Annotated in this window: 15 protein-coding genes; 4 read left to right on the top strand and 11 right to left on the bottom strand. The window is 69.1% G+C overall.

The window, feature by feature from the left end:
- Positions 1-7: 7 nt before the first annotated feature.
- Both uvrC and ACMX37_RS10580 read left to right on the top strand, forming a co-directional pair.
- Positions 8-1,969, top strand: a complete 1,962-nt coding sequence (gene uvrC, locus ACMX37_RS10585) for an excinuclease ABC subunit UvrC (protein WP_483145891.1) — start codon at positions 8-10, stop codon at positions 1,967-1,969.
- A gap of 38 nt (positions 1,970-2,007) precedes the next feature.
- Positions 2,008-2,691: a beta/gamma crystallin-related protein gene (locus tag ACMX37_RS10580; RefSeq protein ID WP_483145890.1), complete on the top strand. Its 684-nt coding sequence runs from the start codon at positions 2,008-2,010 to the stop codon at positions 2,689-2,691.
- 55 nt (positions 2,692-2,746) lie between these two features.
- On the opposite strand, the gene ACMX37_RS10575 is transcribed toward ACMX37_RS10580, so the two are convergent.
- Together ACMX37_RS10575 and ACMX37_RS10570 are read right to left on the bottom strand one after the other, a co-directional pair.
- Complete coding sequence (locus ACMX37_RS10575; protein ID WP_483145889.1) at positions 2,747-3,664, bottom strand: OmpA family protein; 918 nt, start codon at positions 3,662-3,664, stop codon at positions 2,747-2,749.
- A 169-nt stretch (positions 3,665-3,833) separates the two neighbouring features.
- Positions 3,834-5,372 carry a carotenoid oxygenase family protein gene (locus tag ACMX37_RS10570; RefSeq protein WP_483145888.1) on the bottom strand — a complete coding sequence of 513 codons (1,539 nt, stop codon included), beginning with the start codon at positions 5,370-5,372 and terminating at the stop codon, positions 3,834-3,836.
- A gap of 149 nt (positions 5,373-5,521) precedes the next feature.
- Here ACMX37_RS10570 and ACMX37_RS10565 point away from each other — a divergent pair, with 149 nt between their 5' ends.
- Positions 5,522-6,337, top strand: a complete 816-nt coding sequence (locus ACMX37_RS10565; protein ID WP_483145887.1) for a universal stress protein — start codon at positions 5,522-5,524, stop codon at positions 6,335-6,337.
- Positions 6,338-6,377: 40 nt separating this feature from the next.
- Here the strand turns inward: ACMX37_RS10565 and ACMX37_RS10560 are convergent, their stop codons facing one another.
- From ACMX37_RS10560 to hisG, 9 genes are all read right to left on the bottom strand, one after another.
- The gene (locus tag ACMX37_RS10560) at positions 6,378-7,724 is read right to left on the bottom strand and encodes an MFS transporter (protein WP_483145886.1); all 1,347 of its coding nucleotides are present in this window, start codon (positions 7,722-7,724) and stop codon (positions 6,378-6,380) included.
- Between the two features lie 170 nt (positions 7,725-7,894).
- On the bottom strand, positions 7,895-8,812 hold the full coding sequence (locus tag ACMX37_RS10555) for an acyl-CoA thioesterase (protein ID WP_483145885.1): 918 nt from the start codon (positions 8,810-8,812) through the stop codon (positions 7,895-7,897).
- Between the two features lie 22 nt (positions 8,813-8,834).
- Positions 8,835-9,713 carry a cupin-like domain-containing protein gene (locus ACMX37_RS10550; RefSeq protein ID WP_483145884.1) on the bottom strand — a complete coding sequence of 293 codons (879 nt, stop codon included), beginning with the start codon at positions 9,711-9,713 and terminating at the stop codon, positions 8,835-8,837.
- Positions 9,710-10,870, bottom strand: coding sequence for a GNAT family N-acetyltransferase (locus tag ACMX37_RS10545; RefSeq protein WP_483145883.1), 1,161 nt, complete (start codon positions 10,868-10,870; stop codon positions 9,710-9,712). Before ACMX37_RS10545 ends, ACMX37_RS10550 begins: the two co-directional genes overlap by 4 nt.
- 189 nt (positions 10,871-11,059) lie before the next feature.
- A complete protein-coding gene (locus ACMX37_RS10540; RefSeq protein ID WP_483145882.1) occupies positions 11,060-13,180 on the bottom strand; it encodes a sodium-translocating pyrophosphatase in 2,121 nt (706 codons plus the stop codon).
- A 147-nt stretch (positions 13,181-13,327) separates the two neighbouring features.
- A complete protein-coding gene (gene thiL / locus ACMX37_RS10535) occupies positions 13,328-14,203 on the bottom strand; it encodes a thiamine-phosphate kinase (RefSeq protein WP_483145881.1) in 876 nt (291 codons plus the stop codon).
- A gap of 105 nt (positions 14,204-14,308) precedes the next feature.
- Entirely contained in the window at positions 14,309-14,776 is a 468-nt protein-coding gene (gene nusB, locus ACMX37_RS10530) for a transcription antitermination factor NusB (RefSeq protein WP_483145880.1), read from the bottom strand.
- Positions 14,773-16,071, bottom strand: a complete 1,299-nt coding sequence (gene hisD, locus ACMX37_RS10525) for a histidinol dehydrogenase (RefSeq protein ID WP_483145879.1) — start codon at positions 16,069-16,071, stop codon at positions 14,773-14,775. The genes nusB and hisD overlap by 4 nt, the downstream gene beginning before the upstream one ends.
- On the bottom strand, positions 16,068-16,763 hold the full coding sequence (gene hisG / locus ACMX37_RS10520; RefSeq protein WP_483145878.1) for an ATP phosphoribosyltransferase: 696 nt from the start codon (positions 16,761-16,763) through the stop codon (positions 16,068-16,070). The genes hisD and hisG overlap by 4 nt, the downstream gene beginning before the upstream one ends.
- A gap of 45 nt (positions 16,764-16,808) precedes the next feature.
- On the opposite strand from hisG, the gene ACMX37_RS10515 reads away from it, so the two are divergent.
- On the top strand, positions 16,809-17,903 hold the full coding sequence (locus tag ACMX37_RS10515) for a DUF2332 domain-containing protein (RefSeq protein WP_483145877.1): 1,095 nt from the start codon (positions 16,809-16,811) through the stop codon (positions 17,901-17,903).
- The last annotated feature ends 91 nt before the right edge of the window (positions 17,904-17,994 follow it).

Below are 17,994 nucleotides of genomic sequence, written 5' to 3'. Positions count from 1 at the left end.
GACCCCCATGGCCCGAACCCCCGCAGGCACCCCCCACGACCCCCGCGGTGCGGAACGCTTCAACGAGGAGCGCGCCGCCTATACGGTCGCCTCGGCCCAGCCCGATCTGGAGGGCGGGGTGCGGGCGATCCGCGAGACGGTGAAGGTGCTCAAGCCCGTCCCGGGCGTCTACCGGATGCTCGATGCGCGGGGCGAGGTGCTCTATGTCGGCAAGGCGCGCTCGCTGAAGGCCCGCGTCGCCAATTACACCCAGATCGCCCAGCTCTCGGGCCGCTTGCAGCGCATGGTCAGCCAGACGCGCAGCATGGAGATCGTCGTCACCCGTTCCGAGGCCGAGGCGCTGCTGCTCGAGGCGCAGCTGATCAAGCGGTTCCGCCCGCCCTTCAACGTGCTGCTGCGCGACGACAAGAGCTTCCCCTTCATCCTGCTGCGCGCCGATCACGCCTTCCCCCGCATCCAGAAGCACCGCGGGGCGCGGCGGGCTAAGGGCAACTACTACGGGCCTTTCGCGAGCGCGGGGAGCGTCAACACCACGCTGAACGCGCTCCAGAAGCTGTTCCTGCTCAGGAGCTGCACCGACAGCTTCTTCAACAACCGCGACCGGCCCTGCCTGCTCTACCAGATCAAGCGCTGTTCAGCGCCCTGCGTCGGGCGGATCGACGAGGCGGGCTATGACGCGCTGGTGCGGCAGGCGAAGGATTTTCTCTCGGGTAAATCGGGCGCGGTGCAGGCCGATCTCGAACGCCAGATGGCGGAAGCCGCGGCGAACCTCGATTTCGAGACCGCTGCGATGCTGCGCGACCGTCTGCGCGCCGCGACCTTCATCCAGGGCAGCCAGGCGATCAATGCGCAGGGGCTGGGCGATGCCGATGTCTTCGCGCTCGCGTCGAAGAACGGGCAGATGAGCGTCCAGTCCTTCTTCATCCGCGGCGGGCAGAACTGGGGCCACCGCGCGCTCTTCCCCCGCCACACTTCGGACGTGGAGGAGGCGCAGGTGCTCGCCGACGTGATGCTGCAATTCTACGAGGAAGTGCCGCCGCCGCCGACCATCCTCGTCGACCGCGAACTGCCGGAGACCGAGCTGATCGAAGCGGCCCTGTCGGAGCTGGCGGGGCGCAAGGTGCGGCTCTCCGTCCCCGAGCGCGGCGACCGGCGCAAGCTGATGGAGCAGGCGCAGCGCAATGCGGTCGAGGCGCTCGAGCGGCGGCTGGCGGAGACCGGCACCAAGGCGCGATTGAACCGCGAACTGGCGGAGTTTCTGGAACTCGACGCGCCGCCCCAGCGGATCGAGGTCTATGACAACAGCCATATCCAGGGCACCAAGGCGGTGGGCGCGATGGTGGTCGCCGGGCCGGAGGGCTTCGAGAAGTCGCAATACCGCAAGTTCAACATCCGCGAGGCGCAGGCGAACGACGACTTCGCGATGATGCGCGAGGTGATGGCGCGGCGGTTCCGCAACTTTGCCGAAGGCGAGGAGAACCCCGAGGCGAAGGCGGGCGGGCACGAGACGATCCTCCCCGACCTGATCCTTATCGACGGCGGCAAGGGCCAGCTGTCGAGCGTCATGCGGGTGCTGGAGGAGATCGGGATCGCCGACGAGGTGGCGGTGATCGGCATCGCCAAGGGCCCACACCACGGGCGCGAGGGGCGCGAGGTGTTCCATTTCCCCGACGGGCGCGAGAAGATGCTCCCGGTGAACTCGCCGCTGCTGTTCCACCTCCAGAACCTGCGCGACGAGGTGCACCGTTTCGTTATCGGCGCGCACCGGGCCAAGCGGTCGAAGGCGATCACGGCATCGCCGCTCGACGAGATCCCCGGTATCGGCCCGGCGAGGAAGCGCGCGCTGCTGCTGCACTTCGGCACCGCGTCGAAGGTGCGCGCGGCCGCGCTCGAGGACCTCCAACGCGCCCCCGGGGTCAGCGCCACGGTGGCGCGCAAGGTCTATGATTTCTACCACGCGGGCGGCTGAGGCGGCCCGCCCGCGACGGGCTTGTCAGCACGCTCAAGGTGAGTCACTTTCGTCACCGGGATGCGCTGCGGCGCGCGGTCGAGGGGGAGATGGTGATGCAGCAGAAGATCTGGACAATTGGTGCGGGCGCGGCGGCGCTGGCGGTAATGACGCTGGCGGGCATGGGCGGCGCCACCGCGCAGGAGCCGGAGGAGCGCGGGCTGTTCGGCAACAATGCCGAAGCGACGGTCTACCGCGATGCGGGCTACAATGGCCCGGCGGTCACCGTCACCCGTGCGGAGCCGAACATGGGCCTGTCATGGCGGGTCCAGTCGGTGCGGGTGCGCTCGGGGCGGTGGGAATTGTGCGAGCAGCCGAGCTATCGCGGCGATTGCTGGACCGTCGACCGCGACACGCCGATGTTCGGCGCGGCGTTCAAGGGGCGGCGGGTTCAATCGATGCGCCCGATCGGCGGAAACGGGGGCGGGGGCGGCTGGGGCAGCCTCGAGCCGGGGCGCAACCCCTCGCTCAGGGGCATGGCCTCGGAGTTCTATCCGGCCCCGGCCCAGCGCGGCTACCGGGTTCTGGCCTGTTCGACGGGCTCCCCCACCGCCAACTGCGCCGAGCGCACCGCGAACCAGTTCTGCACCGCGATGGGGTGGCGGCGGTCGGCCCGCCAGACCCTCGAGACGGTGCGCCAGCGGGTCTATCTCGCCGACGTGCTCTGCACCAACGCCTATTGAGGCGCGGCACAGAGGGGGAGGGGCAGGCCGCCAATCGGCCTGCTCCCGCTCGCCCTTACTGACCGTCGAGCGCCTTGCTCACCAGCACGTTGACCGAGACGCGGCGATTCTGCGCGCGGCCCGCGGCGGTGGTGTTGTCGGCGGCCGGATCGGCGGTCGCCATGCCGGTCGGGGTCAGCATCCGGTAGGGCTTCCACTTGCACACCTGCTGCAGGTGGTTGACCACCGCCGCCGCGCGCCGTTCCGACAGGGTCTGGTTGAAGTCCTGCGAGCCGGTGATGTCGGTGTAGCCGAGCACCAGCATCAGCGAGTTCTCGTTGGCGTTGGCCTGCTGTGCGGCGTTGCACAGCTCGTTCTTCGCACTCGGCGAGAGCGCCCACTTGCCGGTGTCGAAATAGACGTTGGTGGTGCTCTTGAGGTTGTACTTGTCGATGTCGCCGAGGCGGCCGCGCAGGGCCTCGGTGGCGGCGGCATTGGCCTGGATCGCCGCGCCCTGCTCGCCGAACTGCTGCTGCGTGCCGCCGCGGATCATCGCCGCGATCTGGCGGTCGTCGCTGGTGAAGCGGACCTCGCTCGCCACCAGCCCCTCGCCATATTGCGAGGTCTTCACGATCACCGGCAGGCCGTTCATCAGCGCGTCCTGATCGAGGGTCTTGTTGCCGATGCCGAGGAAACCGCCACGGGTGCGGATCTCGGTCTCGGGGTGGAGCGTGACCTGCGTGGTCGCGCCGTCATCGCCGGTGATCTGAAGGCGCGAGCCCGTGCGGGCCGAGATGATCCCGGTGACGCGCGGCCCGGCTTCCATCTCGGCGAGCGGGGGGAGCGAGCCGTAGACGGTGGTCAGGACTTCGCCCTGCTGTTCGCCGGGCGGCACGTTGGCAGGCATGGTCTGAGCGCCGAGGCCGGACGCTGCGGCGGCACCCATGAGGGCGGCGAGCGCGATCTTGCGCGGGGTGAAGATGGTGGTGGTCACAGTGGTAATCCTCCTGCGGTGCGGGCCGCGATCCCTTGTTGGCCCCCGATGGCTTCGTGAGCGAGGCGTGGTTGTTGGTCGAAACCTTGCTCCCAGATGAACGCACCTGCCCCGCACCCCGCAGGAGGGGGTCATCAGGGCAGGGGATACGACGAGTTGACGCGCGCGGTCAGGCCCGGGCGGCGGCAAAACGGCTTGCATGGAAGGCCGCATCGGCCCGCAACTGGTCATGCTCGACCCACACGGAGTGGGTTCCCGAACAGATCTTGTGCGGCAGCGCGAGGCGGCAGATCGGGCCCTTGGTCACGTCCGAGGCATCGAGGATCGCGCATTCGGAGGTGCCGGTGTTCTCGTCGATCAGGAAGGTGACGAGATATCCGTCGTCCTCCGAAGTCGCGAGTCCTTGTCCGCCTACCGCTCCGCTACTTGAGGCGGGTTTGCGCGGGATCATCGGGCTTTCGCTGGCATAGACCCCCTCGGGCAGGCGGTAGACCTGTTCCTCGCCGGTTTCGGTGTCGTGCCGGACATAGCCGTTGAACAGGAACCAGCCGGGGCGCGTGGTTGTGGACCAGACGTAGCGGCTTTTCTTCATGGCGAAGCGCGGGTTGATCATCCCGAACTCGACGATCCGCTCGGACAGGCGCTCCTCGCGGGTCTCTCCGGTCTTCAGGTTGAAGCGCCAGCGGTGCAGGCGCGACTGGAAGGAGTGTTCGTCGACATAGGCCATCATGTGGCTGTAGCGGCCCATTTCCTCGAGCGGGTCGGGCATGGGCTTGGCCTGGTGATAGCCTTCGAGGATGACTTCGTCGCCTTCCTCCCACGCATTGGTCCAGTGGAGCACGTAGGTGGGCGAAGCCTCGAACCAGCGGATGTCCTGCGGGCTTCCGCGGCGCGGGATCAGGGCGAAGCGGGTGGGCACGCCCGGGTGCAGGCGCGCGGCGTGGATGTTGCGGCCCAGCAGTTCCTCGTCCCAGTAGAGCGGCATGTCGTTGAGGATCGACCAGTTCGGCGTGATCGCCATGTCGTGCGGCAGGCGCGGGCCGGGCAGGGGGACGGGGACGTAGTGGACCAGCTGGCCGGTGCGGTCGACCACGCCGTAATGCATGAAGGGCGCGTGCTTGGAATAGTTGAAGAACATCAGCTCCCCGGTCGCCTCGTCGACCTTGGGATGGGCCGAGATGCCGTCGAGCGGCACCCAGGGCGCCTTGCCGCGGCTGGCGAGCGTCACCGGATCGAGCATCCACGCCTCGCCGCATTGGTACAGGGTCGCGTAGGCGGTGCCGGCGTGAACGATGATATCGGTGCTGCCGGTGTCCTTGAGGCCCCCGTGCGCGCCGAAACCGGGGCGCACCGAGGTGCCCCACGGGTCCATCAGCCCGCCCCACAGAGATCGGCCCGCGATCTGCTCCGCCTCGAAGCAGTGGGTGCGCACGAAACGGTTGCGGTAGCTCGCCTTGCCGCCGGAGATGTTGACCTGATGGATCATCGCGTCGCCATCGAAGGGATGATGCCGTCCGAGCGGCTGGTGCACCTGGTTCTCGGTGTTGCGCAGGTAGATGCCGTCGATGTCCGCGGGGATCTCGCCTTCGATCACCGGCAGCTCGGCGACGTCCACCTCCTCGTGGAGCGGCGTCCACGGCCCCGTGAGGTAGGGGTGATTCGACGGTTCGAGACTGGTCTTCACCGGCGGATGGCGCGTGATCTGCATGTCCTTCTCCCTCGCGCAGCAGAATGAGCGCGCGCCTTGTCGATGGCAAGGTGCTATGCGCGCGCCTGCGCGGCCTGCAAAATTGATCCGGGTCAAGGCACAGCGCGACACTCGGGGCGATCATCCTCACCATGAATGGGAGACACGCCATGAAATCCATCCTGCTTCACATCGATCACGACAAGGCGATGCAGGCGCGCCTGCAGGTGGCGCTCGACATCGCCCGGGCGACCAACGGCCACATCACATGCCTTCAGGCGGTCAGCTACGAGGTCTTCGCGCCTGGCGACTTCTACGGCTCGGCGATCGCGGCGGCGATGCCGATCATCAAGGAGAACGCCGAGAAGCTGCGGGCCGAGATCGAGCGCGAGCTCGAGCACGAGGGCGTGCCGTGGGACTGGCGCTTCGTCTACGGCATCGCCCCGCACCGCCTGCTCGAGGCCTCGCCGCTGGCCGACATCGTGATCGTCGGCCCAGCCGAAGCGGGCAGCGACGGGCGCGGGCCCTCTGCGCTGGTCGGCGATCTGGTGCTCAAGGCGCCGGTGCCGGTGCTGGTGGTGCCCGAGGGAACGAAGAGCTTTGATGTCGGCGCGCCGATGCTGGTCGCCTGGAACGGCTCGTCGGAAAGCGCCCATGCGCTGCGGGCGGCGGTGCCGCTGCTGGCCTGCTCGTGCAAGGTGATGCTCGCCTGCGTGGTCGAGGACAGCGAACGCGCGCGCTTCGACCTGCCCTCGACCGAGGGCGCGCGCTATCTCAGCCGGCACGGGATCGACTGCGAGATCGTCGAAATCCCGCGCGGCGAGGCGGCGGTGGCGGAGACGCTGTTCTCGGCGGCGCAGCTGCGCGATTGCGGGCTGCTGGTGATGGGGGCCTATGGCCATTCGCGGCTTGCCGAAATGATCATGGGCGGGGTGACGCGGCGGATGCTGAGCGAGCCGCAGATGCCGGTCTTGCTGGCGCACTAGGTGTCCGCACGCCCAGCGGCTACGCGCCGCCGATCCCGCTCTAGGGTTCGCGCGGGGTGACGACGATCGGCGGCGCCCCGGCGGGCGCTGCCGCGTAGGCCTGCGACAGCCGCCGGTAGGAGCGCGAGGCGAAGGCGGCGAGGGTCAGCACCACGCCGAGTGCGCCGGTCAGGCAGAACACCAGCGCCATCCCCCGGTCCGCGCCCGTGCCGAACCACCCGCCGATCAGCGATGCGCCCGCGCCGGTCGTCATCCACGGGATCGCGACGAACTGCGTCAGCGGGCCGATCAGGAAGGCGGTGAGGGGCGCTGCCGCCTGTTCGACCGACTGCGCAAAGCCGAACACGCGCCCCTGCCGCTCGAAGGGGACGACGCGTTGCAGCGTGGTCTGCTCGGCCGCTTCCGCGAAGGGGCCGAAGAACATCCAGATCACGCAGCCGGCGATCAGCAGGGGGATCGAGGCCTGAATTGTGAACAGGCTCGCCGCGATCCAGATGACGAGGTTCACCAGCAGCAGCGTGCGCAGCGGGTTCCTGCCGAGGCCGGTGCGGGCGATCACCATGCCGCTGACGATGAAGGCGCTCGAGGCGGCGGCCCACAGCAGACCCCATTCCTCGACGCTCATCAGCGACAGGCCATAGCCGTCCATCAGCGCCATGAAGACGCCGCCGAGCAGGTTGTTGAAGGTCGCGAAGAGGATCAGGGCGAACAGCCCCGGCACCGCCGCCACGACCCGGATCGTGCCGTGCAGGTCAATGTCCCGGCGCGCGCCCCCGGCGGCGGATTCGGGCTCGGGATCGCCGATCGTCACCGTCAGCAGATGCACGATCGCGAGCGCGCTGAAGCCGATCGCCAGCGCCAGCGGCCCGCGGATGCCGTCCCATGCGACGAGGAAGCCGCTGATCGCCGAGGTCACCAGGAACCCCACCCCTCCGACGATGCCGACAAGGCCGTTGGCGCGGTCGCGCCGGTCGGGCGGGATCAGCACCGTCACCAGCGTCGCCAGCGCGATCATCCGGATGTTGCCCGCGATCACCGCCAGCATGACGAGCACGACGAAGCCCCACAGCGCCAGCCCGGCGGTATCGGCCATCGCCCCGGGCGGGCTCAGCTGCCACACGCCGAGCGCCGCCGCATAGAGCGCCAGCGAGGCCGCGCTCGATCCCAGCATCACCGGGCGCTTGCGGTGGTGATCGACGAGGCTCCCGAACCAGATCGCGAAGGCGCCGGTGAAGGCCAGGTGGATGCCGCCGATCATGCCGGTCACGAAGACCGACTGCGTCTCCAGATAGGCCCAGAAGACGAGCGCGAACCAGACCGTAAAATTGACCACGTTCTGCAACAGGCTGTTGGCGAGAATCGCGTGGAACGGGTCGATCCGGGGCATGGCGCGCTTATCGGCCAGCGCCACATGGCGGGCAAGGCGCGTGGCGGGTGCGCCACTGTCCAGATGCAGGCTCGGTCGCAAAGCGACCGCAAAGCCGAACGGCCGCCCGCAGCGACGCGACCTTCAGGTCGCATGAGCGAGGATTTCGCAGCCCAAATGGGCTGCGGAACTCAAGAACGCTTTCGCATCATGCCTTCCTGCGCGACGCTCGCGACGAGTTCGCCGGCGAGGTTGAAGATCCGCCCGCGGTTGAAGCCGCGCCCGCCGCCCGACCACGGCGCGTCGGTGGCGTAGAGCAGCCATTCGTCGGCGCGCGCGTCACGGTGGAACCAGATCGCGTGGTCGAGGCTGGCGCCGACCAGCTCGTTTCGCATCCAGCTCAGGCCATGCGGCAGCGCGCTGGTGCCGAGCAGGGTGTAGTCGCTGGCATAGGTGATGATCGCGCGGTGGAGTTCGGGCGTGTCGGCCTCGCCCGTGATCGGGGCGCAGATTCGGAACCAGGTGTGGGCGCGCGGCTCCCTCGGCTCGCGGCTCATCCAGTGCAGGCGATCGATGGTGCGCATCTCGATCGGGCGCGGGCGCAGCATCATCCGGCGCTGGGTCTCGGAGAGCCTGTCGCCCCACTGTTCGGCGAGTTCGCGGCGCAGCTCCATGTCGGGGCGCAGATCATCCGGACGCGCGACCTCGGGCATGGGCGAATCGATGTGTTCGAGGCCCTCCTCCGGCAGCTGGAAGCTGGCGGTGAGGTTGAGGATCGGCACCGGCGTGCCGTCCTCGCCCTCTTGCGAGGCGACCACCCTCCGATTGGCGAAGCTCCTCCCGTCGAAGTCGCGTTCGATGCGGTATTCGATCCCCGCTCCCTCGCGCCCGCCGCGCAGGAAATAGGCGTGGAGCGAGTGGGCGCACTTGCCGTCCGAAACGCTCGCCTGCGCCGCCTGGAGCGCCTGCGCGAGCACCTGCCCGCCGAACACCCGCCCGATCCCGTCGGCCTGCGGGGGCCCGGCATAGACGTCGGCGGCGCGCTTCTCGACCGTCAGCAGGCGGACGAGGCCTGCGGCAAGTTCTGCGTTGGTGGGCGTGTCACTCATGGCACGCGGCCATGCGTGCGGTTTACGCGCCCGTCAATCCCAGCTTCCTCATCGCCCGGAAGGCATAGGCCTTGGCATAGTTCTGCTGCGGCCAGCGTCCCGGCGCTCTCGGGCTGAACCCGCGCTCGCGCAGGATCGCGTTGAAGATGCGCGCATCGCTTTCGCGGTAGCTCCATTCCGAGCGCCAGGTGATCGATAGCGACACCGAGGGGGCGGGGCCGTTCTTCACGAAATGCGGCGCCATCACCGGCACGAACAGCGCCTCTCCCGGCGCAAGCGCGAATTCGGTGCCGTGGGGCAGCATCGCATCGTCCCACTGCAATTCGCGCGGGCCGCCCGAATGGTAGGTCTCGTGGGCCTCGTCCGGCACGAACCGGGTGTCGCCCGCAGGAAACTGGGTCATCACCTTGCTGCCCCTGATCTGGAGCAGGATGTTGTGCTCGGGATCGAAATGGTAGGGCGTGACCGAGTTCGGCGAGGAGACGAAGATGAAGCCCTGCGGGGTCAGCATCGCGCCGGTCGCGGCCTCGATCTCGGGACGGATCTCCTCGAGCAGGCTCATCAGCAGCGCCTCGTAGGCGGGCACCTGCTCGATGTTCTTGAGCACCGCCCAGCTCTCGGCCTCGGCTACCCGGCGGATGGTCTCAGCGATGGTCATGCCGTTGGAGCCCGGCTTGCCGTCGACCCCGATCGGCAGGTCGCCGCGGTTGTATTCGACCGAGGCGAGCGGCAGGCTCTCGGCGAGGTCGGCCAGCGCCTCGATCTCGAGCAGCGGGTGGCTGGTGAGGCCGTGCGTCAGGATGTGCGGTGTCTCGGGGTAATGGGCGGCGAAGCGCGCGCGCGCGGCGCCGTCGAAGACGGTCGCGGGCAGGGCATCGGTGAAACGGGCAGGGGCGTTCATGGCATCCTCCTCGGACGGGTTTCCCAGGCCATCAGCAGACGGAAACAGGCGCGGCGCAGCGGCCCGCCGATGGCGATGTTGCGGCTGATCATGCGGCGCTTGTCCCGCCACAGGCGTTCGATCATCGGGTGGCCTTCCACCGCGCAGCTGTCGGCCCATTGCACCTCGGGCCGTTCGATGAGGGCGAGGTTCTCCAGCTGCAGCAGCATCCCCGGAGAGAAGCGCGCGTAATCCTCGTCGAAGGCGGTCTTGAAGCTGTAGGCGCCCGGCGGGGTGATGAAGTTGGCGAGCATGGCGATGGCGCGCCCGTCGAGCCTGAGCGCGAGCCGTTCGAGCCGCCCTGCCGCCGCGGCGCCGGCCAGCGACTGTTCGAACAGGGCGCGGGTGTCGGGCGCGCTGGCGAGAGCCGAGCCGGCCTCGCCTTTCCACCCGGCGGCTTCGAGCGCGAGGAATTCCGCCGTCCATGCAGCGAGGCCCGCATCGTCCTCGCACCGTTCGAAGACGAGAGCGCCCTCCTCGGCGAGGCGATTGTGCTGGCGGCGCAGTTCCTTGCGCTTCTTCGCGCTCATCGCCGCCTCGAGATAGCCGGCGGCGCCTGCATCCCCGGCCAGCAGCGCGCGGTTCTCCTCGGCGACCATGTATCGCGCGCGCGGGTGGCGGGCGAGCACGCGTTCGAGCGCGGCATTGGCGGGGCCGTCGGCGGGCATCATCGGCAGGTGCAGGAACAGCGCCCGGCGCGCGCGGCGGTCGAAATGGGCGAGGATGTCGCGCCAGAAGGCGTCCTCGTGCCCGGCCGCGATCAGCGGCGCGCCGCAGAAGGAGTTGGGATGGGACCAGCCGGTCGCATGGGTGACGATGTGGCCGTAATAGGCCGCGCTGCGCACGACCGGCAGCAGCCCGGCGAGCCGGCCCTCGTGATACCAGGCCTTGGTGACGACCCGGTCCTTCTCGCCCCATTGGGCGAGCGAGGGCAGCAGGAACCACGGTTCGTAGAAGGGGTTTGGTTCCGCCGCGGTGAGCACCAGCCGTTCCCAGGCGGCGAGGAAGGCGGGCCGGGCAAGCTCGGCGGCGGTCAGCAGGTGCAACTCGCCATGCGGCAGGGCGCCGGGCGGATAGCCGCGCGGCGCGCCGGTGCGAAAACTGTCCGCACGTGCCATGTCCATCTGCGGTTAACCCCGTTCGGGCGCAGCCCTCCGCGCCTTCGGCGGCTGCAATGTCACATAGCTTTTAAGAAAGCTTGTTCCCTGTCGGGACCTGTCCGGTTGGGGGACAGGGGAGAAGGCAAAGATAAACCCCGCCGGGATCGCTCCCGGCGGGGTGAGGATTTTCAGGCAGGCCCGATGGGTTCAGGCCACCCCGTGCGCCAGCGCCGCGAGCAGCAGCAGGGCGACGATGTTGGTGATCTTGATCATCGGGTTGACCGCCGGGCCGGCGGTGTCCTTGTAGGGATCGCCCACCGTGTCGCCGGTCACCGCGGCCTTGTGGGCTTCCGAGCCCTTGCCGCCGTGGTTGCCGTCCTCGATGTACTTCTTGGCGTTGTCCCACGCCCCGCCGCCTGCGGTCATCGAGAGCGCAACGAAGAGCCCGCCCACGATGACGCCCAGCAGCAGCGCGCCCAGCGCCGCAAAGCCGTTGTCCTGCCCCGCGATCGCGGTGATCACGAAGTACACCACCACCGGCGCCAGCACCGGCAGCAGCGAGGGGATGATCATCTCCTTGATCGCGGCCTTGGTCACGAGGTCGACGGTGCGGGCATAGTCGGGCTTGGAGGTGCCCGCCATGATCCCCGGGTTGGTGCGGAACTGCTCGCGCACGTCCACCACCACGTCGCCCGCCGCACGGCCCACCGCGGTCATGCCCATCGCCCCGAAGAGGTAGGGCAGCAGCGCGCCGAGCAGCAGCCCGACGATCACGAAGGGGTTCTCGAGGCTGAAGTCGACATTCGCATCCGGGAAGAAGGTCCGAAGGTCGGTGGTGTAGGCCGCGAACAGCACCAGCGCGCCGAGGCCCGCCGAACCGATGGCATAGCCCTTGGTCACGGCCTTGGTGGTGTTGCCGACCGCGTCGAGAAGGTCGGTCTTCTCGCGCACGCTATCGTCCAGACCCGACATCTCGGCGATCCCGCCGGCGTTGTCGGTGACAGGGCCATAGGCGTCGAGCGCCACGACCATGCCCGCCAGCGCCAGCATCGCGGTCGCCGCATAGGCGATGCCCATCAGGCCAGCGAGGCCATAGGCGATGATGATGCCCGCGACGATCACCAGCGTCGGCAGCGCGGTCGCCTCGAGGCTGATCGCGAGGCCCTGAATCACGTTAGTGCCGTGGCCGGTTTCCGAGGCCTTGGCGATCGAGCGCACCGGGCGGTACTTGGTGCCGGTGTAGTACTCGGTGATCCAGATGATCAGCCCGGTGATGGCGAGGCCGAGGAGCGCGCAGTAGAACAGCTCGCGGCCGTTGAACTCGGTCATGCCCTGGCCCGGGTTGATCACCGTGTTCATGTCCATGCCGACCGAGCCGAGCGCATATTGCGTGACGAACCAGATCAGCGGGATCGAGGTGACGGCGGTGACGATGAAGCCCTTGTACATGGCCCCCATTACGTTGGTCCCGCCGCCGAGGCGCACGAAGTAGGTGCCGAGGATCGAGGTGACGATGCACGCGCCGCCGATCAGCAGCGGCAGCGCCATCATCGGCAGCAGCAGGTCGCCCAGCTGGGTGAGCAGCAGCGCGGTCAGCACCATGGTGGCGCCGACGGTGACGACGTAGGTCTCGAAGAGGTCCGCGGCCATGCCGGCGCAGTCGCCCACGTTGTCGCCCACGTTGTCGGCGATCACGGCGGGGTTGCGCGGGTCATCCTCGGGGATGCCCGCCTCGACCTTGCCGACGAGGTCTGCGCCGACGTCCGCCGCCTTGGTGAAGATCCCGCCGCCCAGACGCGCGAAGATCGAGATCAGCGAGGCGCCGAAGGCGAGCCCGACGAGGCCGTCGATGACGGTGCGGCTCGCCGGGGTGAGGCCCATCGGCCCGACCATGACGTAGAAGAACACGGCAATCGCCAGCAGCGCGAGGCCCGCCACCAGCATCCCGGTGATCGCACCCGCGCGGAAGGCGAGGGTGAGGCCGGCCTGCAGGCCCGTGCTGGCCGCCTCGGCCGTGCGCACGTTGGCGCGCACCGAGATGTTCATGCCGATATAGCCGGCGACGCCCGAAAGCACCGCGCCGGTGACGAAGCCGATCGCCGCGGTGGTGCCGAGCGCGAAGGCGACGATCGCGGCGACAACGACGCCGACGATCGCGATGGTGGTGTATTGACGGTTCAGGTAGGCCTGCGCGCCTTCCTGGATCGCGGCTGCGATTTCCTGCATCCGCGCGTTCCCGGCGCTGGCGCCGAGCACCTGCGAGCTGGTGATGATGCCATAGACGATGGCAAGCACCCCCAGCCCAATCGAAATGAGCAATAGATTCACGAGCAATCCCCTCTCGTTATGTCCTGTCCCCGGTGATGGAGACGCGCGCCTCTTGTTGGTCCGTCGGGCGCGAGGCGCACAGTCATAGGGTTTCGCGAAAGGCTGGCAAGCCTCCCGGAGAGTGCCAATCCCGGTTTTGCGACGGTTTCAGCAGTTTTGGGAGGGATTGCCGTGGCGATAGCCGAGGCTGGCAGGGTCGCCGAAGGTCTCCGTCCCGAGCGTCAGGGATGCGTCGGCGCGCGCGGTGACGGTGCCGATCCGGTGCGCGGGGACGGGCAGGCGGAGGGTCGGGGGTGCCGTGAACAGCAGCTCGTAATCGTCCCCCCAGCGGATGCATGCATCGGCCCGCGCCGCATCGGCGACAGGAATGGCCGCGGGATCGAGCGCGAGGGTCACGCCGCTCGCCTCGGCGAGACGGAAGGCATCGAGCAGGAGCCCGTCGGACACATCCATCATCGCCGTGACATGGGGCGCGAGTGCCTGTCCCTCGGCGAGGCGCGGGACCGGGCGGTCGAAGGCGGCGCGGTGCTCCTCGTTCCCCTCGAAGCCGAGCATCGCCCGGCCCACCGGCCCGGTCAGCCAGACGCCGTCGCCCGCCTGCGCGCCGCTGCGCGAGGGGACGGGGGTGTGGCTCGCCCGCCCGATGGCCGTCAGGCCGAGGGCGCGCGGGCCCTCGCCGGACACGGTGTCGCCCCCCAGCAGCGGCACGCCGAAGGCCGCGAGCGCCTCGCCCAGCCCCGCAAGGAAGCGCGCGTCGTCGCGCCCGAGCATGTGCCCGAGCAGCACCCCCACCGGCTCCGCGCCCTTGGCGGCGAGGTCGGAAAGGTTGGTGGCGAGAAGCTTCCACGCCACGGCCGCCATGTCGGCTCCGGCGCGGAAGTGGGTGCCCTCGACCATCATGTCGTGGGTGAGGACGAGAATCTCGGTGCCGAGGGGGATCACCGCGCAATCGTCCATGAGCCCGCGCGCGCCCGCATGGAGCGGCAGGGCGCGCAGGGCAGCGATGAAGTCGGGTTCGTTCATGGACAACAACCCTTAACCGTTCGGGCTGAGCCTGTCGAAGCCCTGCATTTCCCTTGGAAGAGAAGAGCGGCCCTTCGACAAGCTCAGGGCGAACGGAACTGGAGGCTAGCCCCGCGCCTCTTTCGCCACCGCATCGAGGATGCCGTTGACGAACTTCGCCTGCCCGTCGTCGAAGAAGGCCTTGGCGACCTCGACATATTCGTTGATCGCGACCGGCGTCGGCACGTCGGCGCGGGCGATCAGCTCGTAGGTCCCGGCGCGCAGCACCTGGAGCATCGCCCGGTCGAGCCGCGCGAGGCTCCAGCCGCTGGCGAGCTTGCTCGCCACCAGCGCGTCGATCTCGTCGCGGCGGGCATCAACCCCGCGCACGACGTCGTCGAAGAAGGGCACCTCGGCCTCGGCATATTCGGCCGCGTCGAAGGCATCCTCGTCGATGGTGCGGCCCAGCCGGTGCTGGTGGAACTCGTCGAGCAGCCGGGCGAGGGGGGTGCCCTCCATGTGCTGCTGGTAGAGCGCCTGCACGGCGGCGAGCCGCGCGGCGGAACGGGCCTGGGAGCGGGCGGGGCTGTTCATCGGATTCTCAATTCCACGGATTTGGCGTGCGCCGGCAGCCCTTCGGCATGGGCGAGGGTGGCGGCGGCGGGGCCGATGGCGGCGAAGGACGCGGCATCGAGGCCGAGGAAGCTGGTGCGCTTCATGAAGTCGAGCACCGACAGCCCGCTCGAGAACCGCGCGCGGCGTCCGGTCGGCAGCACGTGGTTCGGCCCGGCGACGTAATCGCCGACCGCCTCGGGCGTCATGCGGCCGAGGAAGATGCTCCCGGCGTGGCGGATCGCCTTCAGGTAGGGCTCGGGGTCGTCGACCGCGATCTCGACATGCTCGGCGGCGAGGCGGTTGGCGAGGGCGGGTGCTTCGGCGAGGAGGTCGTTGACCACGATCATCACCCCGTGCGCGTCCCACGAAGCGCGGGCGGTTTTCGCGGTCGCAAGCTGGGTGATCTGGAGGTCGATGCAGTCCTCCACCTGCCGCGCGAAGCCCGCATCGTCGGTGATCAGGATCGACTGCGAGGTCGGGTCGTGCTCGGCCTGAGAGAGCAGGTCGGCGGCGATCCAGTCGGGATCGTTCTTGCCGTCCGCGATCACGAGGATTTCCGAAGGCCCCGCGACCATGTCGATGCCCACGACGCCGTAAAGCTGGCGCTTGGCCTCGGCCACCCAGGCATTGCCGGGGCCGGTGATGACATCCACGGCACGGATGCGCTGGGTGCCATAGGCGAGCGCGCCCACCGCCTGCGCCCCTCCGACGCGCCAGATCTCGTCGATCCCGGCGATATGGGCGGCGGCGAGCACCAGCGGATTGGTCTGGCCCTTGGGCGTGGGCGTCACCACCACCAGCCGCTCGACCCCGGCGACGCGCGCCGGAATGGCGTTCATCAGCAGCGAGGAGGGATAGGCCGCGCGGCCACCCGGCACATAGAGCCCGGCCGCATCCACCGGCCGCCAGATCGCGCCCAGGCGCACGCCTGCCGCATCCACGTAGTCACGGTCCTGCGGCAGCTGCGCCTCGTGATAGGCGCGGATCCGGGCGGCGGCGAGTTCGAGCGCGTCGCGCAGGTCGGGCGCGAGGTCGTTGTAGGCCGCCTCGCAGGCCTCGCGGGGGATCACCCAGTCGCTCTCGGCGATCAGCGCGTGGCCGTCGAACCGCTGTGTGTATTCCACCAGCGCCGCATCGCCGCGCCCCTTCACCGCCTGGAGGATCGCGGAAACCTGCCCCGCGACATCGGTGTCGGATTCGCGCCGCGCCTCGACGATGCGGGTGAAGCGCGTCTCGAAATCGGGCTGGAGCGTGGAGAGGAGCGAGACGGTCATGCGGCGGCGGGAGCCTTCTGTGCGCGCGCCTCGGCCTCGCGGCGGAAGGCATCGACCAGCGTGGCGACGCGGCGGTCGGTCTTGAGGGCGGTGCGGTTGACGATCAGGCGGGCGGAAATCTCGAGGATGGTGGCGGTCTCGACGAGGCCGTTCTCGCGCAGGGTGGTGCCGGTCGAGACGAGGTCGACGATCTGGCGCGCAAGGCCCAATGAGGGAGCGAGTTCCATCGCGCCGTTGAGCTTGACGCATTCCGCCTGCACGCCCGCGGCCTCGAAGTGGCGGCGGGTGAGGCTGGGATACTTGGTCGCGACCCGCAGGTGGCTGGCGGTGCCTGCCTCGTCGGTGTCGGTGGCGAGGCGCGCGACCGACAGGCGGCACAGGCCGATGCCGAGATCGACCGGGGCGTAGAGATCGGCGTAGTCGAACTCCTCGATCACGTCGGAGCCGACGATCCCGACCTGCGCCGCGCCGTGGGCGACGAAGGTCGCGACATCGAAGGCCCGTACGCGGATCATCCGCATGTCGTCGCGGGTGCATGCGAAGGCCAGCGCGCGGCTTTTCGGGTCGTGGAAGTCGGCGGCAGGTTCCACCCCGGCGCGCGCCATGACGGGGAGCGCCTCGTCGAGGATGCGCCCCTTGGGGACAGCGAAGGTGAGCTGTCCGGGATTGTCGGGAAGGCCGATGCTGGTCATGATTGGCCGCGCACTTAGGGCTGAGAGGCGGAAAGGGCAATGGTGATGCAGGGATCCGGGGCGCGGCCAGCCTATGAATTCGTCGACATGAACACGGCAGGCCCGGGGGCGGTGGCAAGGGCTTTCGCCAACCAGGTCGCCTATTGCGAGGCGGCCGGCGCTCATGTCACCGCACGGGTGGTCGGCGGCATCGCCGCGGTTCTGGCATCGGAGGAGCGCGGGGAGCTGCTGGAGCGGGTGCGCGGCTGGCAGGGCGCGCCGCTCGCCGATGCGCTGCCCTTGCGGGTGGCGGGAGGGCTGCACGCGCTCCACCTGTCGGGCGCGGCGCCGGAGCTTGGGCCGATCTATCGCGGGGAGGCGGCTGAGGATGCGGCGGTGATCGCGCAGGTCATCGCCGCGCACGAGGCGGCGCTTCTGCCCTGGCTGGACGGTCCGCCGCAGACGAACGAGGCCGGGCGCTCGGCCAATTTCATCGCCGCGATGTTGTGGCTGGCAGAGCGGGGCCTGCCGCCGCGCTTCGAGTGTCTGGAGATCGGCTCGAGCGCGGGGATCAACCTGATGCTCAGGCGCTATGCCTATGATCTCGGCGGGGTGCAGGTGGGGCCGCAGGATCCGGTGATGGCCTTCGCTCCCGAGTGGCATGGCGCGCCGCCGCCTGCACATCGGATCGAGATCGCCAGCGCGAGGGGCTGCGACGTCGCTCCGGTCGATCTGACCGATCCCGCGCAAGCGCTCAGGCTCAAGGCCTATATCTGGCCCGAGCACGCGGTGCGCTTTGAGCGGATGGACGCCGCGATCCGCGCAGCCTCGCAGAGCAAGCCCGACATCGTGAAGATGAACGCCGCCGATTTCGTCGAGGCGGAGCTTGCAAGGCCGCAGGAGCAAGGCACCACGCGGATGCTGATGCACTCGATCGTCTGGCAATATGTGCCTGCCGACCAGCAGGCGCGGGTGACGGCGGCGATGGAAGCGGCGGGCGCGAAGGCCACGCCCGAGCGCCCGCTCGCCTGGGTGCAGGTCGAGGCCGACCGCACCGTCCACCGTCACAAGCTGACCGTGCGCCACTGGCCCGGCGAGAGCGAGGAGGTGCAGCTCGCCTGGTCCCACCCACACGGGGCGGATGTGGAGTGGCTCCTCTAGTGCCTTCTTCCCGTTCGCCCTGAGCTTGTCGAAGGGCTGTACTTTACTCGAAGCCTCGCGCTTGATTCGAAAAAGAAGGACAGTGCTTCGA

Source organism: Porphyrobacter sp. THAI-01a (assembly GCF_056868655.1).
Note: the sequence above shows the minus strand (reverse complement) of the source record. Positions and strands in the feature narration are given on the sequence as shown.